Annotated in this window: 22 protein-coding genes, 1 pseudogene and 1 riboswitch; of the genes and pseudogenes, 13 read left to right on the plus strand and 10 right to left on the minus strand. The window is 71.4% G+C overall.

Annotated elements, in window-relative coordinates; all coding sequences use genetic code 11:
• Nucleotides 1-2 precede the first annotated feature (2 nt).
• The gene (locus QZ500_RS06210) at nucleotides 3-1,739 is read left to right on the plus strand and encodes a glycosyltransferase family 39 protein (RefSeq protein ID WP_295852333.1); all 1,737 of its coding nucleotides are present in this window, start codon (nucleotides 3-5) and stop codon (nucleotides 1,737-1,739) included.
• A 30-nt stretch (nucleotides 1,740-1,769) separates the two neighbouring features.
• Here QZ500_RS06210 and QZ500_RS06215 read toward each other — a convergent pair whose 3' ends face one another.
• Nucleotides 1,770-2,828, minus strand: coding sequence for an MBL fold metallo-hydrolase (locus tag QZ500_RS06215; protein ID WP_295852336.1), 1,059 nt, complete (start codon nucleotides 2,826-2,828; stop codon nucleotides 1,770-1,772).
• A 144-nt stretch (nucleotides 2,829-2,972) separates the two neighbouring features.
• Between QZ500_RS06215 and QZ500_RS06220 the strand changes: the two genes are divergently transcribed.
• The 6 genes from QZ500_RS06220 (at nucleotide 2,973) to QZ500_RS06245 (ending at nucleotide 9,225) form a co-directional block, all read left to right on the plus strand.
• Complete coding sequence (locus QZ500_RS06220; RefSeq protein ID WP_295852337.1) at nucleotides 2,973-3,521, plus strand: MerR family DNA-binding transcriptional regulator; 549 nt, start codon at nucleotides 2,973-2,975, stop codon at nucleotides 3,519-3,521.
• An 11-nt stretch (nucleotides 3,522-3,532) separates the two neighbouring features.
• Nucleotides 3,533-4,210 (plus strand): carbonate dehydratase, encoded by a 678-nt coding sequence (gene can / locus QZ500_RS06225; protein WP_295852339.1) that lies wholly within the window; start codon nucleotides 3,533-3,535, stop codon nucleotides 4,208-4,210.
• A 9-nt stretch (nucleotides 4,211-4,219) separates the two neighbouring features.
• Nucleotides 4,220-6,052 carry a bifunctional isocitrate dehydrogenase kinase/phosphatase gene (gene aceK / locus QZ500_RS06230; RefSeq protein WP_295852341.1) on the plus strand — a complete coding sequence of 611 codons (1,833 nt, stop codon included), beginning with the start codon at nucleotides 4,220-4,222 and terminating at the stop codon, nucleotides 6,050-6,052.
• Between the two features lie 4 nt (nucleotides 6,053-6,056).
• Nucleotides 6,057-7,283 (plus strand): acetyl-CoA C-acyltransferase, encoded by a 1,227-nt coding sequence (locus tag QZ500_RS06235; protein ID WP_295852345.1) that lies wholly within the window; start codon nucleotides 6,057-6,059, stop codon nucleotides 7,281-7,283.
• Nucleotides 7,284-7,364: 81 nt separating this feature from the next.
• Nucleotides 7,365-8,036 (plus strand): SDR family oxidoreductase, encoded by a 672-nt coding sequence (locus QZ500_RS06240; protein WP_295852348.1) that lies wholly within the window; start codon nucleotides 7,365-7,367, stop codon nucleotides 8,034-8,036.
• Nucleotides 8,037-8,094: 58 nt separating this feature from the next.
• On the plus strand, nucleotides 8,095-9,225 hold the full coding sequence (locus tag QZ500_RS06245; protein WP_295852351.1) for an acyl-CoA dehydrogenase family protein: 1,131 nt from the start codon (nucleotides 8,095-8,097) through the stop codon (nucleotides 9,223-9,225).
• 27 nt (nucleotides 9,226-9,252) lie between these two features.
• Here the strand turns inward: QZ500_RS06245 and QZ500_RS06250 are convergent, their stop codons facing one another.
• From QZ500_RS06250 to QZ500_RS06275, 6 genes are all read right to left on the minus strand, one after another.
• The gene (locus QZ500_RS06250; protein ID WP_295852353.1) at nucleotides 9,253-9,756 is read right to left on the minus strand and encodes a MarR family winged helix-turn-helix transcriptional regulator; all 504 of its coding nucleotides are present in this window, start codon (nucleotides 9,754-9,756) and stop codon (nucleotides 9,253-9,255) included.
• A gap of 45 nt (nucleotides 9,757-9,801) precedes the next feature.
• Nucleotides 9,802-11,538 carry a tannase/feruloyl esterase family alpha/beta hydrolase gene (locus tag QZ500_RS06255; protein ID WP_295852355.1) on the minus strand — a complete coding sequence of 579 codons (1,737 nt, stop codon included), beginning with the start codon at nucleotides 11,536-11,538 and terminating at the stop codon, nucleotides 9,802-9,804.
• Between the two features lie 174 nt (nucleotides 11,539-11,712).
• Nucleotides 11,713-12,720 carry a tripartite tricarboxylate transporter substrate-binding protein gene (locus QZ500_RS06260; RefSeq protein ID WP_295852358.1) on the minus strand — a complete coding sequence of 336 codons (1,008 nt, stop codon included), beginning with the start codon at nucleotides 12,718-12,720 and terminating at the stop codon, nucleotides 11,713-11,715.
• Nucleotides 12,721-12,826: 106 nt separating this feature from the next.
• On the minus strand, nucleotides 12,827-13,591 hold the full coding sequence (locus QZ500_RS06265; RefSeq protein WP_295852361.1) for an SDR family NAD(P)-dependent oxidoreductase: 765 nt from the start codon (nucleotides 13,589-13,591) through the stop codon (nucleotides 12,827-12,829).
• Nucleotides 13,592-13,613: 22 nt separating this feature from the next.
• Nucleotides 13,614-15,494 (minus strand): feruloyl-CoA synthase, encoded by a 1,881-nt coding sequence (locus QZ500_RS06270; protein ID WP_295852364.1) that lies wholly within the window; start codon nucleotides 15,492-15,494, stop codon nucleotides 13,614-13,616.
• Nucleotides 15,491-16,273 (minus strand): crotonase/enoyl-CoA hydratase family protein, encoded by a 783-nt coding sequence (locus tag QZ500_RS06275; RefSeq protein WP_295852366.1) that lies wholly within the window; start codon nucleotides 16,271-16,273, stop codon nucleotides 15,491-15,493. The genes QZ500_RS06270 and QZ500_RS06275 overlap by 4 nt, the downstream gene beginning before the upstream one ends.
• Nucleotides 16,274-16,402: 129 nt before the next feature.
• On the opposite strand from QZ500_RS06275, the gene QZ500_RS06280 reads away from it, so the two are divergent.
• Together QZ500_RS06280 and QZ500_RS06285 are read left to right on the plus strand one after the other, a co-directional pair.
• Entirely contained in the window at nucleotides 16,403-17,305 is a 903-nt protein-coding gene (locus tag QZ500_RS06280; RefSeq protein ID WP_295852369.1) for an amidohydrolase family protein, read from the plus strand.
• A gap of 22 nt (nucleotides 17,306-17,327) precedes the next feature.
• Nucleotides 17,328-17,735: a YchJ family metal-binding protein gene (locus QZ500_RS06285; RefSeq protein ID WP_295852373.1), complete on the plus strand. Its 408-nt coding sequence runs from the start codon at nucleotides 17,328-17,330 to the stop codon at nucleotides 17,733-17,735.
• Between the two features lie 28 nt (nucleotides 17,736-17,763).
• Here QZ500_RS06285 and QZ500_RS06290 read toward each other — a convergent pair whose 3' ends face one another.
• On the minus strand, nucleotides 17,764-18,942 hold the full coding sequence (locus QZ500_RS06290) for an HD domain-containing phosphohydrolase (protein ID WP_295852376.1): 1,179 nt from the start codon (nucleotides 18,940-18,942) through the stop codon (nucleotides 17,764-17,766).
• A 167-nt stretch (nucleotides 18,943-19,109) separates the two neighbouring features.
• Here QZ500_RS06290 and QZ500_RS06295 point away from each other — a divergent pair, with 167 nt between their 5' ends.
• Nucleotides 19,110-19,802: an HAD family phosphatase gene (locus tag QZ500_RS06295; RefSeq protein ID WP_295852390.1), complete on the plus strand. Its 693-nt coding sequence runs from the start codon at nucleotides 19,110-19,112 to the stop codon at nucleotides 19,800-19,802.
• A gap of 136 nt (nucleotides 19,803-19,938) precedes the next feature.
• Here QZ500_RS06295 and QZ500_RS06300 read toward each other — a convergent pair whose 3' ends face one another.
• Nucleotides 19,939-20,892: a hypothetical protein gene (locus QZ500_RS06300; RefSeq protein ID WP_295852379.1), complete on the minus strand. Its 954-nt coding sequence runs from the start codon at nucleotides 20,890-20,892 to the stop codon at nucleotides 19,939-19,941.
• 232 nt (nucleotides 20,893-21,124) lie between these two features.
• Nucleotides 21,125-21,232, plus strand: a riboswitch (TPP riboswitch).
• Nucleotides 21,233-21,318: 86 nt separating this feature from the next.
• Here QZ500_RS06300 and thiC point away from each other — a divergent pair.
• From thiC to thiS, 3 genes are read left to right on the plus strand one after another with little or no spacing between them, the layout of a single operon-like run.
• Nucleotides 21,319-23,241, plus strand: coding sequence for a phosphomethylpyrimidine synthase ThiC (gene thiC, locus QZ500_RS06305; RefSeq protein ID WP_295852380.1), 1,923 nt, complete (start codon nucleotides 21,319-21,321; stop codon nucleotides 23,239-23,241).
• Nucleotides 23,241-24,353, plus strand: a complete 1,113-nt coding sequence (locus QZ500_RS06310) for an FAD-dependent oxidoreductase (protein WP_295852384.1) — start codon at nucleotides 23,241-23,243, stop codon at nucleotides 24,351-24,353. The genes thiC and QZ500_RS06310 overlap by 1 nt, the downstream gene beginning before the upstream one ends.
• Entirely contained in the window at nucleotides 24,346-24,567 is a 222-nt protein-coding gene (gene thiS, locus QZ500_RS06315; RefSeq protein ID WP_295852387.1) for a sulfur carrier protein ThiS, read from the plus strand. Before QZ500_RS06310 ends, thiS begins: the two co-directional genes overlap by 8 nt.
• 149 nt (nucleotides 24,568-24,716) lie before the next feature.
• Here the strand turns inward: thiS and QZ500_RS06325 are convergent.
• A pseudogene (locus tag QZ500_RS06325) lies at nucleotides 24,717-24,797 on the minus strand (thiazole synthase); the annotation flags it as partial.
• Nucleotides 24,798-24,830 lie beyond the last annotated feature (33 nt).

A 24,830-nucleotide genomic window follows, 5' to 3' on the forward strand; every position in this document is an offset into this window, starting at 1 on the left:
GCATGCGCACTTTTGCCTCGACCGCCGCCGGCCGCCTGCAGCGCTGGTGCGGCCATCCGCTGGTGGCGGCGCTGCTGCTGGCGCTGCTGTGTGCAGCGCTGCACTACCGGGCGCTGGACAGCGGCTGGCACTACGACGATCCGGCGCACCTGAACTTCGTCGCGCGTTATGCACCCTGGCAGTACTTCACGCTGCCGGCGGTGATGCTGGAGCAGTCGTACGCCCACATCACGCCGTGGAACGCGTTCTTCTACGACCTGGGGCTGCCGTTTTTCGGGCTGGAGGCGCGGGGGCATTACCTGCACCTGTTGGTGGTGCTGTGGGCTACGGCGGTGGCGACCTGGGCGCTGCTGCGCCGCTGGCTGCCGCCCGGGCCAGCGCTCGCAGGGGCGGCGCTGTTCCTGCTGATGCCGGCCACCGGCGTGGTGGGGCAGCTGCTGATGACCGGGCACTATGCCTACGGGCTGCTGTTTTCGGTGCTGGCGCTGCACGCGTTCTCGGCTGCGGTCCGGTCGGGGCGCTGGGCGCCGGCACTGGTAGCCGCATTGTTCTACGCGCTGGCCTGCCTGTGCAAGGAGCTGTACGTGCCGCTGGTCGGCGTGCTGCTGTTCTGGCCCGAAGGCGGCTGGCGTCGCCGGCTGCGGGTGGCGCTGCCGGCATTCGCAGTGGCGGCGGGCTATGCGGCGTGGCGGCTGTGGCTGATGGGGGGCGTGGGCGGCTACGTGCGCACGCCGGCCAACGAATCGCGCAACCTGTCGCTGCTGCTGGAGCAATCCGGCAATGCGCTGAGCGCCTTCTGGCAGCTGGCCTTCGGCACCGGAGCGCTGGGCCTCGTGGCGCTGCTGGCGGCGCTCGTGCTGGTGGCCTGGGGCATGCGCCGCGGCCGGCGGCTTACGCCGCTGTTCGTGCTGGTGTGCGCGGCGGTGCTGGCCTTCCCGCTGGTGGGGGTGATGCTGCAGCAGGCGCATTTCGAGTGGGTGGCCGGCCGGTTCCTGCTGTTTGTCGGCTGGGGGCTGGCGATGCTGCTGGCCTGGCAGCTGCCGGCGCTGGGCCGCTGGCAGGCACCGGCGCTGCTCGCGGTGGCCCTGCCGCTGGCGGTCGCAAGCCACGCCGCGACCGAGTCGATCTTCGCCTCGCAGGCCGTGGTGAAGGCGCAGAACGGTTTTCTGGCGACCGCACCGGCCGGCGCGGCAATGCTGACGCAGCAGAGCTGCAGCATCCGCTACCCCGACCAGATGGCGCAGGCCGCCGCCGCGCTGCGGCACCACGCACCCACCCGCTTGGTGCACGACCTGGAGGAACTGCAGACGGTGAGCCCGCAGCAAGGCCCGGCTGTGCAGACCTACGACGAAAGCTGCGGCTGCATGCGGCCGCTGGGCGCGGAGTACGGGGCGCTGCTGGACGACTTCGCCAAGCGCCTGGCGCAAGGGCGCGGCCGGGCGCTGGACGTGACGCTGGCACTGGAGCGCACGCCGCGCGGCCGGATCTTCCGCTGGAACGTGCAGTCGCCGGACGAGGGCGCCACCTGCCTCGACCTGCGCGCGTTTATCCGTTCGTTCGTGCCGCCCAAAGGAGAGGCGGCCTTTGGGCTTGATTCCACGCTGCGGCTGGACGGCAAGATGGAGGTGCGGGTGATCCGCACCTACCCGGACGGCGCCCGGGTGCATTCGCCGATCCTGGAACTCGACGCAGAACAGGGCAGCACGGTCGCCTGGACCGCACCGCGCGCTGGTCCCTGAGCCGCCGGGCGGTGCGCGATCGGCAATGTGTCAGGCCGCTGCCGCGCGGAACCGCCACACCCCGTCCCCACCCCGCTCCCGCACCACCTGCCCGCTGTGCCACAGCGCATGCAGGTGGGCCACCGCCTCGCCCATCGCGAAGGTCATCTGGTGCACGTCGAGCGCGCGGTGGAACAGCAGCGGCAGCACGTCAGCCGCGCTCTGCGGGGCACGCGTGCAGGCCGCCAGCAGGTCGGCCAGCCGTTCGCGGTGGTGGTCCTGCAGCTGGTCGATGCGGGTGTGCACGCCGCGGAACGGCTTGCCGTGGGCGGGCAGGGCGAGCACGTCGTCGGGCAGGTCGCGGAAGCGCTCGATCGAGCGCAGGAAGAGCGACAGCGCATCGGCCTCGGGCTCGGCGTCGAACACGCTGACGTTGGTGGAGATGCGCGGCAGCATCATGTCGCCGCCGAGCAGGATGTTGGTGGCCGCGCAGTAGAGCGCGATGTGCTCGGGCGCATGGCCGTAGCCGGAGATGCAGCGCCACGCCTGGCCGCCGAGGGCGATGGTGTCGCCGTCCATAAGCCGGCGGAAGCTGCGCGGCACGTCGGGCACCATGCTCTTGTAGTAGCCGATGCGGCCGCGGATCTTGGCCAGCGCCTCGCCCTCGGCCAGCCCGTGCGAGCCGAAGAAGCGGGCGGCTTCCTCGCCGCCCATGCCGGGGCCGTGCGAACCGAGGCGGGCGGCGTAGTAGTCGGTGGCGCTGATCCACAGCGGGGCGTCCCAGCGGGCGCACAGCCAGTGCGCCAGGCCGATGTGGTCGGGGTGCATGTGGGTGACCAGCACCCGCACGACCGGCAGGCCGTCCAGGGCGGTGTCGAACACCGACTGCCACTGGTCGCGGGCATGCGGCGCGTCGATGCAGGTATCGACCACGGTCCAGCCCTCACGGCCCTCGAAGCGGTCGCGCACCAGCCAGAGGTTGACGTGGTCGAGCGCGAAGGGCAGGCCCATGCGCACCCAGCGCAGGCCGGGCGCGACCTCCAGCGCGGTGCCGGCGGCCGGCAGCGTGTCGCCGAGGGGGTAGTGGAGCTGCTGTTCGAGTGCATTCATGGCGGCGCGCCCGGTGGTGCCGGCCTGCGCCGGCGGGATCGGTCCGTGGATCGGTTGACGTTGACGTTAACGTCAAGCCACGGTGTAATCCGGTCATTGTAGGGACGGGCCGCGCGGCGCGTGCCCGCCCACCGCGCCGGCCCCATGCCCACCACCACCGCCCCCGCTCCCGCCGCTGCCGATACCCCCGCCGCCGCCACCTATTCGATCGGCGACCTGGCGCAGGAATTCGACCTCACGACGCGGGCGATCCGCTTCTACGAGGACATGGGCCTGCTGCAGCCGAGCCGCGAGGGCGCCGGCGGCCGGGTGCGCGTCTATACCGCCCGGGACCGCACCCGCCTGCGGCTGACGCTGCGGGCCAAGCGGCTCGGCCTGTCGCTGGTCGAGGCGCGCGAGCTGCTCGACATGTACGACAGCCCGCGCGACACCGCCGCCCAGCTGCGCCGCTTCCAGGCGGTGCTGGGCGCCCACCGCGCGCAGCTGGAGGCCCGGATGGCCGAACTGCAGGCCAACATCGACGAGGTGAAGGCGCAGGAAAAGGACACCCGTGCGCTGCTGGCGCGCATGGCCGGCAAAAAGGACACCGTATCGCGCGCCACCGCCGCCGCATCGACCGCTGTCGCTTCGGCACCGACCCCGGCCGCCGCACTGCGCCGCCGCCGCCGCCGTGCGGACCCGCCGGCCGCATAACATCGCCGCCCATGACTACGACACCCTCGAACCCTTCCTCCGTCGACACGCTGTTCGCCCACAACCGCCAGTGGGCGGACCAGATGATGCGCGAGCGCCCCACCTTCTTCTCCGGGCTGGTCAAGCAGCAGACGCCCAAGTACATGTGGATCGGCTGCTCCGACAGCCGGGTGCCGGCCAACCAGATCACCGGGCTGGAGCCGGGCGAGGTGTTCGTGCACCGCAACGTCGCCAACATCGTGGTGCATTCCGACCTGAACGCGCTGTCGGCAATCCAGTTCGCGGTGGAGCGGCTGAAGGTCGAGCACATCATGGTGGTCGGCCACTACGGGTGCTCGGGCGTGCAGGCCGCGCTGGAAGGCGCACGTATCGGCATGGCCGACCAGTGGCTGCGCCACATCCAGAGCACCCGCGACCGCCACCGCACGCTGATCGACGCGATGACGCCCGAACACCGTGCCGACACGCTCTGCGACCTGAACGTGATCGAGCAGGTGATCAACGTCTGCGTCAGCACGGTGATGCTCGACGCCTGGGCCGCCGGCCAGAAGGTCACGGTGCACGGCTGGGCCTTCGGCGTGCACGACGGGCTGCTGCAGGATCTGGGCATGACGGTCTCGGGCAGCGATTCGCTCGACGGCATCTACCTGTCGGCGCTGGAGCGCATCGCTACCAAGCGCCGCGGCTAGGGGCACGGCATGTTTCCGGCCCGCCTCGACTCGCCCCTCGCCTACGCGATCGCGGGGGCGATGATCGACGGCTTCGACCGGCACTACCGGCTGTTCCGCGCCGCCTCGGCCGGCGCGAAGGCGCGCTTCGAGGCGGCCGACTGGCACGGCCAGCAGAAGGCGCAGCGCGAGCGCATCGCCTTCTACGACCAGCGGGTGCAGGAAACCGTGGCGCGGCTGGAACAGAAACTGCAGGCCGGCCGTCAGCCGATGGAGGTGTGGCAGCAGGCCAAGCTGCACTACATCGGCCTGCTGGTCGGCCACCGCCAGCCGGAACTGGCCGAGACCTTCTTCAATTCGGTCACAACCAAGATCCTGCACCGCACGCATTTCCAGAACGACTTCATCTTCGTGCGGCCGGCGGTCAGCACCGAATACATTGAGGACGATGCGCCGGGCGCGCGGCCGACCTACCGCGCCTACTACCCGACCCGCGCGACGCTGCAGGCGACGCTGGTGCGGGTGATCGACAACTTCCAGCTCGCCACGCCCTTCGAGGACCTGGAGCGCGATGCCGGCCTGGTGCATGCGGCGCTGCAGGCGCGCATCGGCGCGGCGCCGCTGCGGTCGAACTTCCAGCTGCAGGTGCTGTCCGGCCTGTTCTACCGGAACAAGGGTGCCTACGTGGTCGGCAAGATGGTCAACGGCTACACCGAGCTGCCGTTCGCGCTGCCGATCCTGCATGCGCGCGACGACCGCGCCGGGCCGCTATGCATTGACACCGTGCTGTTCGGCGAGGACGAGCTGCAGATGCTGTTCTCGTTCGCGCGGGCGTATTTCATGGTCGATACTGACGTGCCGTCGGCTACCGTCCAGTTCCTGCGCGGCCTGATGCCGCGCAAGCCGCGCGCCGAGATCTACAACGCGCTGGGCCTGGCCAAGCAGGGCAAGACACTCTTTTTCCGCGAGTTCCTGCACCACCTGCGCCACAGCAGCGACCGCTTCCGCATCGCGCCCGGCATCAAGGGCATGGTGATGCTGGTGTTCGACCTGCCGTCCTTCCCGTACGTGTTCAAGGTGATCAAGGACCGCTTCCCGGCGCCGAAGGACACCACCCGCGAGGAGGTGAAGGCCAAGTACCTGCTGGTCAAGCAGCACGACCGGGTGGGCCGCATGGCCGAGACGCTGGAATACAGCGAGGTCGCCTTCCCGCGCGAGCGTTTCGACGACGCACTGATCGCCGAGCTGCGCCAGCACGTGCCGAGCCAGCTGGAGATCTCCGACCGCGACGGCGACGGGCAGGTCGAGCTGATCCTGAAGCATGTCTACATCGAGCGGCGGATGATCCCGCTCAACCTGTACCTGCAGGAGCAGTTCGACACCGGCCTGGACGATGCCGACGCGCGCGGCCGGCTGGAGCGCGCGGTGATCGAGTACGGCAACGCGATCAAGGACATGGTCGCGGCCAACATCTTCCCCGGCGACATGCTGTGGAAGAACTTCGGCATCACCCGCCACGGCAAGGTGGTGTTCTACGACTACGACGAGATCGAATACCTGACCGACTGCCATTTCCGCCGCGTGCCCGCGCCGCGCACCGAGGAAGAGGAGATGAGCGGCGACATCTGGTATTCGGTCGGCCCGCGCGACGTATTCCCCGAGACCTTCGGCCCCTTCCTGCTCGGCCATCCGGCGGTGCGCGAAGCCTTCATGGCGCACCACGCCGACCTGCTCGACGTGGCCTTCTGGCAGCAGCACCAGGCGCGCATCCGCGCCGGCGACGTGCACGACGTGTTCCCGTACGGGCAGGAGCGGCGATTCCGCCCGCAGCCCGCGCTTTCGTTCCATCCACAGGAGACCTGATTCCATGACTACCGATGCAACCCGTACCGCCGCACCGAACGCAGCCGCCGCCGACCCGATCGTCATCGTCGGCGCCGCCCGCACGCCGATGGGCGGCTTCCAGGGCGACTTCGCGTCGCTCGCCGCGCACGACCTGGGCGGTGTCGCCATCGCCGCGGCGGTGCAGCGCGCGGGCATCGACCCCGCCGCCGTCGGCGAGGTGCTGTTCGGCAACTGCCTGATGGCCGGCCAGGGCCAGGCGCCGGCGCGCCAGGCGGCCTTCAAGGGCGGCCTGCCGCAGGGCACCGGCGCCGTCACGCTGAGCAAGATGTGCGGCTCCGGCATGAAGGCCGCGATGCTGGCGCACGACCTGCTGGCCGCCGGCAGCTTCGACGTGATGGTCGCCGGCGGCATGGAGAGCATGACCAACGCGCCCCACCTGCTGCCCAAGGGCCGCGCCGGCATCCGCATCGGTCACGGCCAGGTGTTCGACCACATGATGCTCGACGGCCTGGAAGACGCCTACGAACCCGGCCGCGCGATGGGCACTTTCGGCGAACTGTGCGCCGACAAGTTCGGCTTCACCCGCGAGGCGCAGGATGCCTTCGCGATGGAGAGCGTGCGCCGCGCGCAGCAGGCGAGCACCTCGGGCGCCTTCGCCGCCGAGATCGCGCCGGTGACGGTCAAGACCCGCGCCGGCGAGACGACGATCGCCACCGACGAGGGCCCGGGCAAGATCAAGCTCGACAAGATCCCGCAGCTGAAACCGGCCTTCCGCAAGGAGAACGGCACGATCACCGCCGCGTCCAGCTCGTCGATCAACGACGGCGCCGCGGCGCTGGTGCTGATGCGCGCCTCCACCGCCGCGCGGCTGGGCGCGACGCCGATCGCCCGCATCGTCTCGCACGCCACCCACGCGCAGGCGCCCGAGTGGTTCACCACCGCGCCGGTCGGCGCCACGCAGAAGGCGCTGGAGAAGGCCGGCTGGTCGGTCGAGGACGTGGACCTGTGGGAGGTGAACGAGGCATTCGCCGTGGTGCCGATGGCGCTGATGCACGAGCTGGGCGTGTCGCACGACATCGTCAACGTGCACGGCGGCGCCTGCGCGCTGGGCCACCCGATCGGCGCGAGCGGCGCCCGCATCCTGGTCACGCTGCTGCACGCCCTGCAGGCCCGCGGCAAGAAGCGGGGCTTGGCGACGCTGTGTATCGGCGGCGGCGAAGGCACGGCGATGGCGGTCGAGCTGGTGTGATTGCTACGGTTTCGATAGCTGCTCGCGCAAGCAGGGTGGGCGCTAGAGCCGTATTTTCTTCATGAATCGCAAAGGAATGCCATGGCCACCGTGCTGGTGATGGGTGCGTCGCGCGGCCTCGGCTTCGCCTTCGTGGAGCACTATGTGGCCGCCGGCGACCGGGTGATCGCCACCGCCCGCGACGACGCCGGGCTGGCGCGGCTGCGCGCTGCCGGCGTGCACCAGGTGCTGCGGCTGGACGTGGCCCAGCCCGCCAGCGTGAGCGGCCTGGCCTGGCAGCTCGACGGCGAAGCGATCGACCTGGCGCTGTACGTGGCCGGCGTGATCGTGCGCGGCAATGCGCTGTCGCCGCCGACGCGGGAGGATTTCGACCGGGTGTTCCACACCAACGTGCTCGGCGCGATGCAGGCGATCCCGCAGGTCGCGCCGCTGGTGGAGGCGGCCGGCGGCACCTTCGCCTTCATCAGCAGCACCATGGGCCGGATCGACGGCGTGGCCGCGAGCGAACCCTGGACCTACCGCGCCAGCAAGGCCGCGCTGAACATGGCGGTCGCCAGCGCGCAGCACGACTATCCGCGCGCCACGCTGGTGGCGCTTTCGCCCGGCTGGGTGCAGACCGACATGGGCGGCGCGGCGGCACCGCTCACGGTGGACGAGAGCGTCGCCGGCATGCGCGCCACGCTGGCGGGGCTGGGCCCGGACGACCGGGGTGCGTTCCTGCTGCACGACGGGACGCGCTTTCCGTCCTGGTAGCGCCCGGCATTCGTCCGGCATGCCTTTCTGACCCAACGACAACGACACGAGACACACCATGCTGCTGACCCCCGACCACGAAGCCATCCGCGATGCGGTGCGCGAATTTTCCCAACGCGAACTCTGGCCCCACGCCGCGCAGTGGGACCGCGACCACACCTTCCCACGCGAGGCGCACCAGGGCCTGGCGGCGCTCGGCGCCTACGGCATCTGCGTGCCGGAAGAGCAGGGCGGCGCCGGCATGGACTACCTCAGCCTGGCGCTGGTGCTGGAGGAAATCGCCGCCGGCGACGGCGGCACCAGCACCGCGATCAGCGTGACCAACTGCCCGGTCAATGCGATCCTGCTGCGCTACGGCAGCCCGCAGCAGCAGCGCGACTGGCTGGAGCCGCTGGCCCAGGGCCGGATGCTCGGCGCCTTCTGCCTGACCGAGCCGCAGGCGGGCAGCGACGCGTCGTCGCTGCGCACCACCGCGCGCCGGGACGGCGATGCCTACGTGATCGACGGCAGCAAGCAGTTCATCACCAGCGGACAGAACGGGCAGGTCGCGATCGTCATCGCCGTGACCGACAAGGCCGCCGGCAAGCGCGGCATGAGCGCCTTCCTGGTGCCGACCGACACGCCCGGCTACGAGGTCGCGCGGCTCGAGGACAAGCTCGGCCAGCACAGCAGCGACACCGCGCTGATCCGCTTCGACGGCTGCCGCATCCCGGCCGAGAACCGCATCGGCGCGGAGGGCGAGGGATACAAGATCGCACTCGGCGCACTGGAAGGCGGCCGCATCGGCATCGCGGCGCAGAGCGTCGGCATGGCACGCAGCGCGTTCGAGGTGGCGCTGCAGTATGCGAAGGACCGGCAGGCCTTCGGCGGCCCGATCCTGGACCAGCAGGCGGTGGGCTTCCGCCTGGCCGACTGCGCCACGAAGATCGAGGCCGCGCGCCAGCTGGTCTGGCACGCCGCAGCGCTGCGCGACGCCGGACAGCCCTGCCTGAAGCAGGCCGCGATGGCCAAGCTGTTCGCCAGCGAGATCGCCGAGCAGGTCTGCAGCGCTGCGATCCAGACGCTCGGCGGCTACGGGTATGTCAACGACTTCCCGGTGGAGCGCATCTACCGCGACGTACGGGTCTGCCAGATCTACGAAGGCACGTCGGACATCCAGCGGCTGCTGATCCAGCGGGCGCTGGGGTAACCAGCGCGGGTCAGGGGCAGGACCGGTCTAGCCGTAGATCTTCTGCAGCAGCCGCTGCAGCGTACGCCGTTCGGCGGCGGTGAGCCGGTCCGTCGCCTCGGCCTCCAGTGCTTCGGCCGCGGCGCCGGCGGTGGCGGCCAGCTCGGCGCCGGCGGGGGTCAGGTGCAGCCCGACGGCGCGACCGTCGGTCGGGTGGGGCTGGCGCAGCAGCGCGCCGCGGGCGTCGAGCGCGGCGACGATCGCGACCAGGTTGGGCGGCTGGATCGCCAGCACCGCGCACAGCTGGCGTGAGGTGATGCCCGGGTTGTGGGCGATCAGCGTGAGGACCGAGAAGCTCGCGACCTTCAGGTCGAAGGCGGTCATGCGCTCGGCGAACAGGGCCATGATCGCGAGCGAGGCGCGGCGGATGTTGTAGCCGGCCAGGCGCTCGAGGGCGCTGGTGTCGACCGTGTCGACCGCGACCGGTTCGGCGGCGGGCGGCGCCGCGCGGCGGGGGGCCCGCGACCGTGCGGGGGAAGGGGAGGAAGGCATGCGGCCGATGATAGGGTTCGCACCCGCGCATCGGCCGCCGGGGGCTCACTGGCAGGCGAAGCTCGCCGCGCTCTCCGGGTCGCCGGTGCCCCGGTAGCGGGCCACTTGGGGATAGGGGCAGAGCGGCCGGGTGCGGCCGGCCGACCAGTTGGCCGGCAGCTCGGTGTTCACGCCGCCGGGGTTGCCTGTGCCGCGGGCGCTGGCGATCACCTGGTCGGGCGCGCGGCCCTTCTCGACCCAGTCCACCAGGGCGGTGACCATGTCGAACTGGTCGGTGGCCGGGCCGCCGCTGCAGTGGTTCATGCCGGGCACCAGGTAGAGCCGCGCGAAGTCGGCGGCGCTGCCGCCGCGGTTGGCGCGCAGCGTGTCGTACCAGGCGACGGTGTCGTCCGGCGAGAACACGCCGTCGCTGACCCCGTGGTAGACCATCATCTTCGCGCCGCGGTTGCGCAGCGTGGTGAGGTCGCCGGGGTTCGGCGGCGTCATGAACTGCAGCGACGACTCGGTGTAGAGCGCATTGGTCGCGGCAATCTTCGGCGCGTCGGTGTCCATGCTGAAGCCGAGCGCGAACGCCTTGGTGTCGGCCAGGATCGAAGTGGGGGCCGGCGGCACCTGGAAGATGAAGCCGACCGCCACCGGGTCGCGCGCGGCGCCGATCGAGGAGCTGAACTTCCAGCCCGCCCAGTTGCTGCTGGTGATGCCGGCATCCCACGGGAACGAGGCGTAGATCGGCGTGCCGGCGCTGTTGCGCGCGCCGCGGAAGATGTTGCCCAGCGCGGTCTTCTGCGCGGTGCTCAGGCAGGCGCCGGTGCGGCTGGCGCCGCTGCAGCTCGGCACGTCGCGGTCGAGCGAGAACGCGGTCTTGCAGGCCTGTACGTCCTGCACCAGGCCGTCGGCCGCGCCGTCGAGCGCATCGCATTTCTCCAGAACCTTCGATGCGACCAGCGCGCGCTCGGCCGGCGTGAAGGCGCTCGCCAGGTCGTTCGGGTCGGTGGCGACGGTGTTGAACTGCTGCGCGCCGTAGAGCTGGGCGACCGCCGCCTTCGGCAGGTTGAAGCCGGGGTTGCCGGCGAGGATGCCGTCGTACTGGTCGGCGTATCGCGCGGCGCCGACCATCGCGTGCCGGCCGCCGTTGGAGCAGCCGACCAGGTAGGAGCGGTCCGGGCCCTTGCCGTAGGCGGCGGCGATCAGCGCCTTGGCCATCGGCGTGAGCTTGCCGACCGCCTGGTAGCCGTAGTCGAGCCGGGCCTGCGGATCGAGGCCGAACAGCGGGTTTTGCGCAGTGGTGTGGCCGGCGTCGGAGCTGATCACCGCGAAGCCCTGCTGCAGCCCGTTGGAGAGCGGCCCGCCGCCGCCGATGCCGCCCGAGGCGGTGCCGACCACGCCGTCGGTGCCGCCGTTGACCTGGTGGAAGAAGCGGCCGTTCCAGTCGCGCGGCAGCCGCATCTCGAAGCCGATCGCGTAGGTCTGGCCGTCGACCGGGCTGGTGCGCTGGAACATCCTGCCCGTCACCTGGCAGTGCTCGCCCACCGGCTTGCCGGCGATGGAGAGCGTGCCGGCCGGCACCAGCGTGGCGGCGGTCAGCGTCGTGTTGGCGAGAGCGGTGCCGCCGACGAGGTCGGAGCAGCGCTGCAACGTGGCCGGCGCGGCCGCGGCCAGCTGCGGCGTGGGGGATGCGCCGCTGCCGCCGCCGCCGCAGGCGGAGAGGGCGGCCACCGCCAGCGCGGCAGCGATCACGGGTGCCGGCGCGGGCCGGCGAAGGACAGGCGTGGGACGGGACATGGGGGTCTCCTCTTCTGGTGGTTCTGGCGCAAGGCCATCGATCGGTTGCAGGGGATGCCGTGGTTCCGGCAGCGCCGGTCCACCGGCATCGCCCCTGGAGGGAGAGGCGCCGCAGGGGCTTGGGGGAAGTCGGCTTTCCCCTTGAGGGGGCGCCGCAGGCGCCAAGGGCGTGGGCTAGGACTCCGCCGTGAAGCCGATCTTCTTAATCAGCGGCCCCCAGCGGTCGTACTCGGCCTTCTGCGACGCGGCCATCTCGGCCGGCGTCGAGCCCTGCGGGATCAGGCCGGCGAGCGCCAGGCTGTCGATCACCGTCTTCTCGCGCAGGGCCTGCACGATGGCGGCGTTGGCGGCGGCGACCGTTGCGGCGGGCGTGCGGGCCGGTGCGTAGAAGCCGAACCATTCCTCGGCGGTCAGGCTGGGGAAGCCCTGCTCGGCGAACGTCGGCACGTCGGGCAGGTAGGGCGAACGCTGGCGGCCGGAGGTGGCGAGCACGCGGATCTTGCCGGTCTTCAGGTGCGGCAAATAGTCGCCGCTGGGCGTGACCATCGCGGCGATCTGGCCGCCGACGGTGTCGGTCACGCCGGGGATCGAGCCGCGATACGGCACGTGCTTCAGGTCGGTGCCGGTCTCGATGCCGAGCAGCGCGCCCAGGAAGTGCGGCGTGGTGCCGGCGCCCGGCGAGCCGTAGCTGGCGTCCTTCGGGTTCGCCTTGGCCCAGGCGACGAAGTCCTTCAGCGTCTTCACCTCCGGCGGCACCGCCGGGCCGATCGCCAGGCCGTGGTGCATCACCGCGCCGATCGAGACCGGCGCGAAGTCCTCCTGCCGGTAGGCGAGCTTGCTGTAGATGTGCGGATAGTTGGCGAGCGCCGAGACCGGTGCCAGCGCCAGCACCGATCCGTCGGCGGGCGCCGCCTTCAGCGTCTCCAGCGCGATGCGGCCGCCGGCGCCGGGCTTGTTCTCGACCACGCCGGCGTTGCGGGTGTACGGGCTGCCGGCGAAACGCTCGCCGACGCGCCGCGCCACCGTGTCGCCCGAGCTGCCGGCCGGAAAGCCGTAGAGGATGCGGACCTGGTCGAGCGGCAGCGCCGGCCCCTGGGCCTGGACGCGCAGCAGCGCGGCGGGGCCGAGCGCAGCGAAGGCGGCGGCCTGCAGGGCCTGGCGCCGGGTGGGGGATGCGGGCATGGTGTCGTCTCCTGTCGTTGGGAAGAAAAAACGGGTCCTGCGCTCGGCCTGCCTGCGCAGTCAGCTATGAAATCGATAGTGATCGAGGGCACGCGATGCGACGTGGTCAGCGCGGCGCCATGCGCAGTGCGCCGTCGAGCCGGATCACCTCGCCGTTCAGGTGGCCGTTGGTCACCACGTGGGCCGCGAGCTGCGCGAATTCCTCCGGCCGGCCGAGCCGCGGCGGGAACGGGATCGACTGCGCGAGGGACGTCTGCACCGCTTCGGGCAGCTCCTGCATTAGCGGCGTGGCGAACAGGCCGGGCGCGATGGTGCAGACGCGGATGCCGTGCTGCGCCAGGTCGCGCGCCATCGGCAGCGTCATCGCGACGATGCCGCCCTTCGACGCGCTGTAGGCCTGCTGGCCGACCTGGCCGTCGAACGCCGCGACCGAGGCGGTGAACAGCATCACGCCGCGCTCGCCGCCGTCGAGCGGATCGAGCGTCGCGCAGGCCGCGGCGAACAGCCGGCTCATGTTGTAGGTGCCGAGCAGGTTGACCCGGATCACCCGCTCGAAGGCGTCCTGCGGCGCGGCGCTGCCGTCCTTCTGCACCACCCGCTTGGCGCTGCCGATGCCGGCGACGTTCATCAGGATGCGCGCCGGTCCGTGGGCCTCCGCGGCGGCGGCCATGGCGGCCTCGACGCTCGCGGCGTCGGTGATGTCGCAGTGCGCGGCGATGCCGCCGATCTCGGCCGCGACGGCCCGTGCGCGGTCCAGGTTCACATCGAGCACCGCGACCTTCGCGCCGAGCCGGGCGAGTTCGCGGGCGGTGGCCTCGCCGAGGCCGGAGGCGCCGCCGGTGACGAGCGCGGGTTGGGCGTGCAGTTGCATGTCGGGTCCTTTCGAAGGCGGGTCAGCGCGGCGTCGGCAGCGTGGTGCCGGGCGCGCTGCCGTCGTGCAGCGCCTCGGCGAGCGCGGCGCGGTGCTTCAGCACGGCGCGCTGGTTGATCGAGCCCTTGTCGGTCACTTCGCCACGGTCGATCGACGGCGGCTCGGCCAGCAGCAGCGCGCGGGCGATGCGGTTGGCGCTGCCGGTGGCGTCGGCCGCCAGGGTGTCGAGCAGCCGCTGCAGCCAGGCGCGCACCGGGGCGCTGTCGATCGCCTGCTGCATCGGCGCATCCGGCGGCAGGCCGGCCAGCCGGCGCAGCGCGGGCGTCGGGAACAGCAGCGCGCCGACCTCCTTCAGATTGAGGCCGGTCAGCACCGCGTCCTGCAGGTAGGGCGCGCCGGCCGCGACGATCTTCGCGCGCAGCGGGCCGACGCTGACGAAAGTGCCGGTGGCGAGCTTGAAGTCCTCCGCGATGCGGCCGTCGAAGCGCAGACCACGGTGGGGGTCGCCCGGGTCGATCCAGCGGACCGCGTCGCCGGTGGAGAAGTACCCTTCCTCGTCGAACGCCTCGCGTGTCGCGTCGGGGTTGCGCCAGTAGCCGGGCGTGATGTTGGGGCCGCGGTAGCGCACCTCGGTCTTGCCGTCGATGTCCACCAGCTTGAGCCGCATGCCGGCCGCCGGCAGGCCGACATCGCCCGATGCGACCTGCGGCCCGGTGATGTAGAGCGCGAAGGGCGACGACTCGGTCATGCCCAGGCCCGCGCCCATCACGATGCGTTCGCCGGCGTGGGCCTCCTGCGTGCGGTGCAGGCTGTCCCAGATCGGCTGCGCCAGCGCCGCGCCGCTGTAGAAGAACAGCTGCACCCGCGACAGCAGCGTGTCGCGCAGCGCCGCATCGGTCTCCATCGCCTGCGCGATCGCCTCGAAGCCGGTCGGCACGTTGAAGTACACGGTGGGCGCGATCTCGCGCAGGTTGCGCAGCGTCTCGGCCATGCCGGCGGGCGTCGGCCGGCCGTCGTCGATGTAGAGCGTGCCGCCGTTGTCGAGCACGATGCCGACGTTGTGGTTGCCGCCGAAGGTGTGGTTCCAGGGCAGCCAGTCCACCAGCACCGGCGGCGTGTCGGCCAGCGCGGGAATCGACTGGCGCAGCTGCTGCTGGTTGGCGCACCACATGCCGTGGGTGTTGACCACCGCCTTCGGCAGCTTGGTCGAGCCGGAGGTGAACAGGAACTTGGTGATGGTGCCGGCATGCGTCGCCTGCATCGCGGCATCGACGGCGGGCGTCGGCGCGGTCGCGAGCAGGGCGGACCAGAGGGTGGTGGCGCGGCCGGGGATCTCGCCGGTGCCGAGCACCACTTCCACGTGGTCGCCGACGGTCGCCGCGATCGCGCGGCCGTAGCGCTGCGCATCGGGCGCGAAGACCAGGCCGGGCGTCAGCGTGTCCAGCACGTGGCGCAGCTTGTCGTAGTCCTGGCTGACCGTCGCATAGGCGGGCGACACCGGGCAGTACGGCACGCCGGCGTAGAGGCAGCCGAGGCCGAGCAGCGCATGCTCCAGCCCGTTCTCGCACAGGATCGCCAACGGTCGCTCGGCCGACAGCCCGCGGTCCAGCAGCGCCTGGCCGATGCGGCGGGCTGCCTGCAGCGCCTCGGCATAGGTCACGTGCTGCCAGTCGCCGGTGCTGCCGTCGGGATTGCGGCGGCGGCGCGCGAACAGTGTGCGGTCGGGCGCTGCGGCGGCCCAGTGCACCAGCCGGTCGGTCATGCGCTCGGCATGCGCGCCGAGCGGCACGTCGGCCTCCAGGTAGCGCACCCCGGGCGCGCCGTCGGTGAGCCGCGCACGGGTGATGCCGAAGGCCAGCGGGCGGTAGCGGGGCGTTGCCGCGAGGGCGGCGGCGGGCGTCATTTGGCGACTTTCGCGGCCTTGCCTTCCAGGAAGGCGCGCACCCGCTCCTTCGCTTCCGGCGCGCTCTGGGCGATGGCGGACATCAGGGCCTCGGTGAAGAAGCCGTGGTCGGCCGGCTGCTCGGCGATGCGCGGCAGCGCGTGCATCAGCGCGTAGTTGGTGAGCGGCGCGTTCTGCGCGACGCGCTCGGCCAGTTCCATCGCCTTGGCGAACGCGGTGCCCTCGGCCACCAGGTACTGCGCGAAGCCGGCGCGCTCGCCGTCCTCGGCGTTGTAGACGCGGCCGGTCAGCATCATGTCGGTCATGCGGGCGGCACCGATCAGCTTCGGGATGCGCACCGAGCCGCCGCCGCCGACGAAGATGCCGCGCGAGCCTTCGGGCAGCGCGTAGAAGGTGCTCGCGTCGGCCACCCGGATGTGGCAGGCGCTCGCCAGCTCCAGCCCGCCGCCCACCACCGCGCCGTGCAGCGCGGCGATCACCGGCACCGGGCCCTGCTCGATCGCCGCCAGCGCGGCATGCCAGGAGCGCGAGTGGTGCAGGCCGGCGCCGGCATCGCGCTCCTGCAGTTCCGACAGGTCGAGTCCGGCGCAGAAATGCGGGCCGTCGCCGTCGATCACCGCCGCGCGCACCGTGGCGGGCAGCGTCTGGAAGATGTCGCGCAGCTGCGCCACCACCGCGTCGGACAGGGCATTGCGCTTGGCCGGGCGGGCGAGCCGCACGACCGCGACCGGGCCGCGCAGTTCGAGTTGCACGAGGGCGGGAGAAGGGGTCAAGTCCATGGTCGTGTGGTTTGCCAAATGGGCGAATTATTGTTATAAAAAATAACGGTTTCAAGCCGTCGAAGGGGGTCGCGGACCCCGTACTTTCCCTAGCTGGCGGCACCTGCCGGCGCCCGAGGAGACTGCCCCATGGACCACGCAAAACTGATCGCGATCGACATCCACACCCACGCCGAGGTGAGCTGCTGGAACCCGTTCGACAACTACGGCGAGGAGTACGACCGCGCGGCCGACAAGTACTTCAAGAACGGCCGCCGCCCGACCATCCAGGAGACGGTCGACTACTACCGAACAATCAACGTCGGGCTGGTGATGTTCACGGTCGACAGCGAGTCGCAGCTGGGCCGGCGCCGCATCCCGAACGAGGAGATCGCCGAGGCCGCGCAGAAGAACGCCGACATGATGACCTGCTTCGGCAGCATCGATCCGCACAAGGGGAAGATGGGCGCGCGCGAAGCCGAGCGGCTGATCAAGGAGCACGGGGTGAAGGGCTTCAAGTTCCATCCGACGGTGCAGGGCTACCACCCGTACGACCGCATGGCCTGGCCGATCTACGAAGTGATCAACGCGCACAAGCTGCCGGCGATCTTCCATACCGGCCACAGCGGCATCGGCTCGGGCATGCGCTGCGGCGGCGGGTTGCGGCTGGAATACAGCAACCCGATGCACCTGGACGACGTGGCGATCGACTTCCCGGACATGCAGATCGTCATGGCGCATCCGAGCTTCCCGTGGCAGGACGAGGCGCTGTCGGTCGCCACGCACAAGCCCAATGTCTGGATCGACCTGTCGGGCTGGAGCCCCAAGTACTTTCCGAAGCAGCTGGTGCAGTACGCCAACACGCTGCTGAAGGACCGGGTGCTGTTCGGCAGCGACTATCCGCTGATCACGCCCGAGCGCTGGATGAAGGACTTCCAGGAGGCCGGCTTCAAGCCGGAGGTGATGCCGGGCATCCTGAAGGACAACGCGGTGCGGCTGCTGGGGCTGCCGCCGGCCGCGACCGGATCGACCGCCGCGACAGCAGCCGCCTGACCCCGCGCGGCGAGAATGCCGCATGCCTTCCGACCTTGCCTGCCCCTGCGGCCGCACCGATGCGCGCGGCCGGCCGGTGGCCTACACGGCCTGCTGCGGCCGCTATCTGGGCGACTTCGCCGGCACGCCCGCGCCCGATGCCGAATCCCTGATGCGCTCCCGCTACACGGCCTTCGTGCGCGAGGATGCGGACTACCTGCGCGCCACCTGGCATCCGTCGCAGCGGCCGCCGTCGATCGGCTTCGACCCGGGCACCCGCTGGCTCGGGCTGGAGGTGCGCCGCCCTGCGGTGCAGGACGCCGACCGTGCCGAGGTCGAGTTCGTCGCCCGCCAGCGCGATGCCGGCGGCCGCGCGTACCGGCTGCACGAGCGCAGCCGCTTCGTGCGCGAGGACGGGCGCTGGTACTACCTCGACGGCGACGTTCGCTGATCCGCCGCCGGTGCCCGCGCCGCGGCCGTCAGGCCTGCGGCAGCCGGCGCGCGTAGATGCGCTCGGGCGGGATCGACACCTTCACCGCGCTGTCGGGCACCGTGCGCTGGATCGCATAGGCCGTCTCGGCCGTGTCGCGCGGCACCGGCTCCAGCAGCGTGTCGCCGTCGCGGTTGAGCACCACCGCCACCCGCGGCGTGCGTGCGGTGCGGCCGACGTGGGTGACGACCGCGATCTCCTCGTTCGCGAGCCGCACGTAGCAGCCCGGCGGATAGATGCCCAGTTCCTTGATCAGCAGGTGGGCGAATGGATCGTTCTGGCTGTGCAGGAACAGGTCGCGCGCGGCCTGGTGCGCCGGCAGCGGGCCGCGGCCGGTGCGCGGGCTGTGCTTGGCGGTGAAGATGTCGACCAGCCGCAGCAGCTGCGCCATCTCGGCCGGCGCCTCCAGCCGGCGCGGATAGCCGGCGCCGCCCGGCGCCTCGTGGTGCTGCTCCACCGTCTGCAGCCATTCGATGTCGGAGATGCCCACGCTGCGCAGCATGTCGGCGCTCTGCAGCGGATGGTCCTGGATCATGCGGTGCTGCGCGGCCGTCGGCCGGCCGCCGAGCGTGGCGAGCTGGCCCTGCAGATCGAGGATCGACAGGTTCATCGTCAGCGCCGCGCCGAGCAGGCTGATCGAGCGCGGCCCGTTCCAGCGCAGCCGCCGCGCCAGCAGGGCGCACAGCGCGGCGCAGTGCAGCGCATGGGCCACGCCGTAGTTCTGCATGCGCCGGTGGTCGTGGCGCAGGATCAGGTAGACCAGTTCGTCGGAATGCTTCTGCGCGGTGGCCGCGACGCGCATCATCGTCTCGTGCAGCCGGGACGGAAAACTGCGGTCCTGCGCGCCGCGCAGCACGCCGCCGATGCGCGCTTCCAGCGTCACCCAGCGGCCGGTGAGAGTGTCTTCTTCCAGCAGGGTCTTGCGGATGTCGAAGCGGAAGGCCGGCGGGGCCGGCGCGGCCGGGTCGGGCCGGACCACCGGGACCGCGTCGCCGTCGTCCACGACGACGAAGGCGCCGCGCTCCTGCAGCGCCTCGGCCATCTCGTCGGACCGGATCACCAGGCCCTGGGCGAGCAGCAGTTCACCCGCGATGTTGAGCACCGACCAGGGGCAGGGTTCGCCGGTCACGATCCGGCGGCTGAATTCGTCGAGGGCGAGAAGCTGCATCGTCCGTACGGGGAGACCGGCAGCGGCGCCGGCCGGCGTGTGGGGGGGATCTGGAACCGAAAGGCGGATTCTAGGGCGGGCCCGCCGGCGAGAATGGCCCTTCGCCGTACCGCGGGGACACCCGTCTTTTTTCCTCTGCACCGATGCCGCATTCTTCCCTCCCGACCCTGTCGCCGTCTCCCTTCCAAGCCGTGCTGTTCGACTGCGACGGCGTGCTGGTCGATTCCGAGCCGATCACCAACGGCGTGCTGCGCGACATGCTGGAAGAACGCGGGTGGACGTTGACCGCGGACGAATGCATGCGCATCTTCGTCGGCAAGGCGGTGAAGGACGAAGCGGCGCTGATCGCCGAGCGCACCGGCTCGCCGGTCACGGCCGAGTGGCTGCAGGGCTTCTGGGCGCGGCGCAACGTCGAGCTGGAGCGCCGGCTGGTCGCGATCCCCGGCGCGCCGGAGGCGGTACGCGCGATCCATGCGGCATTCGGCGGGCGCATCGCCTGCGCCTCCGGTGCGGACCGGCTGAAAGTGGAAATGCAGCTGCAGAAGGTCGGCCTCCACGACTGTTTCGACGGCCGCATCTTCAGCGGCCACGAGATGCCACGCAGCAAGCCCGCACCCGACGTGTACCTCGCGGCCGCCGCGGCGCTCGGGGCCGATCCGCACCGCTGCGCAGTGGTCGAAGACACGGTGACCGGCGCGACCGCCGGGCTGGCTGCGGGTGCCACGGTGTTCGGCTACTGCCCGGGCGGGCCCGGCCACAGCGCCGCGCAGGAAATGCAGGCGCTGGGGGTGCAGGTGCTGTTCCACGATATGGCCGCCCTGCCGGGATTGCTCCGCGCGGAATCGCCGGTTTCGGGATGAAAAACGCACTTGGCGCCCGTGGGGCGGGCGCCGAGTGCTATCGAAAGTGGAGCAGTACGGCCCGGATGGCCCTTCGCAGATGGAGGGGCCGCTCGGTACCGGTACGGGTCAGCGCGCAATGCGCGCCGCCGGCCCGTCAGCTGGCCTGCTTCTCGCTGCCGCCACGGCCGCTGCCGCTGCCGGACGCCACGGAACTGCCTTGCGTGCCGGTGCCGCCGGCAGTGGCATGGGCGCCCGTGCGGCCAGTGCTGCCCGCAGCATTGCCGCTCTGGCCCATGCTGCCGCTCTGCTGGCTGCCGTCACCGGACGATGCACCGGCGCGGCTGCTGCGCCAGCTGCTGAATTCGTCCGAGAACTTGCCGTAGCGCTCGCGGCGGAAGTCATCGTAGTCGCGGTCGAGCTGTTCCATCTGCTCGGTGCGCCACTGGTCGTAATCGGCATCGTGGTGACGGGCCCGGCTGCCGCGGCCGCCGCTCTGGTAGCCGTAGCCCTCGCTGGAACCGTAGCCGCCGTAGCCCTGCTCGCGTTGGCCGCTGCCGTAGCCGCTCGGACGGTCGTACTGGCCGGGGCGGTTCTGGAAGCCCTGCGAGCCGTAGCCGCCGCGGTGGCCTGCATCCTGCCCGTAGTCGCCATAGCCGCTGCCGCCGTAGGCTTCGCGGTTGCCGCCATAGTTCTGCTGCGATCCGCCGCCATATTGGCTGCCGAAGCGGCCGTAGCTGCTGCCCGGCTCGTCGCCGTAGTGGCCACTGCCGTAGCGGTCTTGCCGGTCCTGGCCGCCGGCGTATTCGCCGTAGCGGCTGCCCTGCGATTCGTAGCGTTGCTGACCGCCTGCCTGGCTGTACGGGGTCTGGCGGCCGTAGCGCTGGTCGTCCTGCGCACCGTAGCCGCCCTGGCCTTCGTAGCCCTGCATGCCGCGCTGCCCATAACCTTGGGACGAGCCGCGGTCGTCATCGCCCCAGCCGCCCTGCTGCGAGCGCCGCTGGTCCTGGAATGCCTGCTGCTGGCCGCCCGATGATTCGTAGCGGTTGCCGCGCTGGGAGCCCTGCTGCGAGCGGTAGCGTTGCTGGTCGTCGTAATCGTGTCGTGCCATGAAGGGAACTCCTGAAAAGGTGGGTGGAAAAGGATGGCGGTCGTGCCGTCCCGAGGGCCCTTTCGCCGCCGGTGGTACAGGCCGATACACCGACCGGCCCGACCTCCTGCGAAAGGTTGGATCCCTCACCCTAGACCTGCGACGAGGCACATCTGTCGGCTTCGTCGGCAATCGGTGTAGGACCGGCCGCACAGCCTGTCCGACCGCCGATGCCTTTCCTGCGCCTAGAATCGTCGTTGCTCCGGGGCGCATGAATGCATGCTGAGATGGCGAGACCGATCGCCGAACCCGCGAACTTGAACCGGCTAGTACCGGCGTAAGAAGAGCTGCAGTTCTCCACCACCCGCGGGCGTTCGCCGTCCGTGCGTGCGGTGGCCCGAACGATTGCGGAGCACCCCCGTCCACCGACCGAAGGAGTGCCCCGCGATGAACGCCCCCGACGACAAGCTCGCCCACCTGCTCGCGCTGACCCGCGAGCCCTTTCCCGCTTCCACCAAGGGCCGCATCGCCGGCAGCCGTGCCGACATCCAGGTGCCGGTGCGCGACGTGGCGCTGACCAACGGCGAGGTGGTCTCGCTCTACGACACCTCCGGCCCCTACACCGATCCGGCCGCACCGATCGACGTGCGCCGCGGCCTGCCCGACGTGCGCGGCCTCTGGATCGCCGAGCGCGGCGACACCGAGGCCTACGACGGCCGGCTGCGCCACATCCTCGACGACGGCGGCAAGCACGAGGACCGCGACCAGGCCCGCATCGACCGGCTGCGTGCCGAGGCCGCCGGCCTGCAGCGCACGCCGCGCCGCGCAAAAAGCGGCGCCAACGTCACCCAGATGCACTACGCCCGCCGCGGCATCGTCACGCCCGAGATGGAATACGTGGCCCTGCGCGAAAACGGCCGGCGGGAGTGGATGGCCGACTACCTGGCGCACGAAGAGCGGGCCCGGCGGGTGCGCGGCAACCCGATGGGCGCGCAGATCCCGCGCGTCATCACCCCCGAATTCGTGCGCGACGAAGTGGCCCGGGGCCGCGCGATCATCCCGGCCAACATCAACCATCCCGAGGTCGAGCCGATGGCGATCGGCCGCAACTTCCGGGTCAAGATCAACGCCAACATCGGCAACTCGGCGGTTACCTCCAGCATCGAGGAAGAAGTGGAAAAGCTGGTCTGGGCGATCCGCTGGGGCGCGGACAACGTGATGGATCTCTCCACCGGCCGAAACATCCACACCACCCGCGACTGGATCGTGCGCAACAGCCCGGTGCCGATCGGCACGGTGCCGATCTACCAGGCGCTGGAGAAGGTCGGCGGCGTGGCCGAGGACCTGACCTGGGACATCTTCCGCGACACGCTGATCGAGCAGGCGGAGCAGGGCGTGGATTACTTCACCATCCACGCCGGCCTGCGGCTGCCCTTCATCCACCTGACCGCCGACCGCATGACCGGCATCGTCTCGCGGGGCGGCTCGATCATGGCGAAGTGGTGCATCGCCCACCACAAGGAGAGCTTCCTCTACGAACGCTTCGAGGACATCTGCGACATCATGAAGCAGTACGACGTGAGCTTCTCGCTCGGCGACGGGCTGCGGCCGGGCTCGGGCGCCGACGCCAACGACGAGGCCCAGTTCGCCGAGCTGCGTACCCTTGGCGAGCTGACGCAGGTGGCCTGGAAGCACGACGTGCAGACCATGATCGAAGGCCCAGGCCATGTGCCGATGCACCTGATCCAGTCCAACATGGACGAGCAGCTGAAGCACTGCCACGAGGCGCCGTTCTACACGCTTGGCCCGCTGACGATCGACATCGCGCCCGGCTACGACCACATCGCGAGCGCCGTGGGCGCCGCGATGATCGGCTGGATGGGCACCGCGATGCTCTGCTACGTGACGCCCAAGGAACACCTGGGCCTGCCTGACCGCGACGACGTGAAGCAGGGGATCGTCGCGTACAAGATCGCCGCGCATGCGGCCGACGTGGCCAAGGGCTTCCCCGGCGCCCGTGCGCGCGACGATGCGCTCAGCAAGGCCCGCTTCGAATTCCGCTGGCAGGACCAGTTCAACCTCGGCCTCGACCCCGACACCGCGCGCGACTTCCACGACGAGACGCTGCCGAAGGATTCGAGCAAGGAGGCGCATTTCTGCTCGATGTGCGGCCCGAAGTTTTGCTCGATGAAGATCACGCAGGAAGTGCGGGCCTTCGCCGCCGAGAATGGCCTGGCCGAGGACGAGGCGATCGCGCAGGGCATGGCGGGCAAGTCGGCGGAGTTCAAGGCGGCGGGCGGCGCGTTCTATCTGCCGATCGTGCCGGCGGGTGCTTCCACGCCCACGCCTGCCGCCGCCCCGGACGCCTGATGGCCGGGGCCTCGATCGGCATCGCCGGGGCCGGCCTGCTCGGCCGCCTGCTGGCCTGGCGGCTGGCGCGGGCGGGCCACCGGGTGGCGGTGTTCGATGCCGCGCCCGGGCCGCAGCCGGCCTTCGACGGCCGCGGCGCGGCCGCCTTCAGCGCTGCCGGCATGCTGAGCCCGCTGGCGGAGATGGAGCATGCCGAGCCGGAGATCGCCGCGCTCGGCTGGCGCTCGATCGCACTGTGGCGGGCGATCGCCGCGCGCCTGCCGCGCACTGCGGAGTGCGACGGTGTGTTCGCGGCCGGCTGTTTCGTGCAGCGCGGCAGCCTGCTGCTCGCGCACCGCGGCGATGGCGGCGCGGCGCAGCGGGTGCTGGCCAGGCTGGCGCGCACGCCGGACCATGCGGCCCGGCCGCTGGATGCCGCGGCGCTCGCGACGCTGGAGCCGGCGGTGCTCGGCCCGGCGCAGGCCTGGCTGTTGCCGGACGAGGCGCAGGTCCTGCCGGGCGCCGCCCTCGACGGGCTGCAGGCCGGCGCGGGCGACGCGGTGGCATGGCACTGGGGCCGGCCGGTCGCGGCCGTCGCGCCGGGCCGCATCCACGGCGCCGACGGCACGGCTGCAGCGTTCGACACGGTGTTCGACGTGCGCGGCCTTGGCGCGCGCGACGGTGCGGCGGACTGGACGGCGTCGCTGCGCGGCGTGCGCGGCGAGACGGTCTGGCTGCACGCCCCCGCGCACGGCCTGACCCGGCCGCTGCGGCTGCTGCATCCGCGCCACCGGGTGTACGTCGTGCCGCGCGGCGCCGACCGGGTGCTGGTGGGCGCGAGCGAGATCGAGAGTGAGGACCGCTCGCCCGTCTCGCTGCGCAGCGCCGTCGAGCTGATGGCCGCCGCCCACAGCGTGGTGCCGGCACTGGCCGAGGCCCGCATCGAACGGCTCGACCGGCACCTGCGGCCGGCGCTGCCCGACCACCGGCCGCACACCGACATCGCGCCGGGCCTGGTCCGCATCAACGGCCTGTTCCGCCACGGCTGGCTGCTGGCGCCGGCGCTGATCGAGGACGCGCTCGCCGCGGCCGGCCTGGCCTTGCCTCCACTCGAAGAAGACCTCCATGCCTGATACCGACACCCCCACTGCCATCGTGCTCGACGGCCGGCCGCATGCCGTGCCCGCCGGCAGCACCCTGGCCGACCTGCTGGCCGCACTCGGCCAGCCCGCCGAGGCGGTCGCGACCGCGATCGACGGCGATTTCGTGCCGCGCGCCGCGCGCGCTGCGCGCATCCTGCAACCGGGCGACGCGGTGACGCTGTTCCGCCCGATCACCGGAGGCTGACCGATGGGCCCCTTGAACCCGACAGACCCAATCCGACACGGCGACGACAGCTGGACCGTCGGCGGCGTGACGCTGCAGAGCCGCTTCCTGCTCGGCACCGCCGGCTACCCCTCGCCGCGGGTGCTGGCCGATGCGGTCGCCGCCGGCCGGGCCGCGGCGACCGCATCGGCCAGCACCCGCGGCGAGGGGTAGCCGGCGGTGCCGAGCAGGAAGCGGCTCTGCAGCGTCACGCCGCCGACGGTCCAGCTGTCGTCGCCGTGTCG

Source organism: uncultured Xylophilus sp., from assembly GCA_913776965.1.
Lineage (GTDB): Bacteria > Pseudomonadota > Gammaproteobacteria > Burkholderiales > Burkholderiaceae_C > Xylophilus.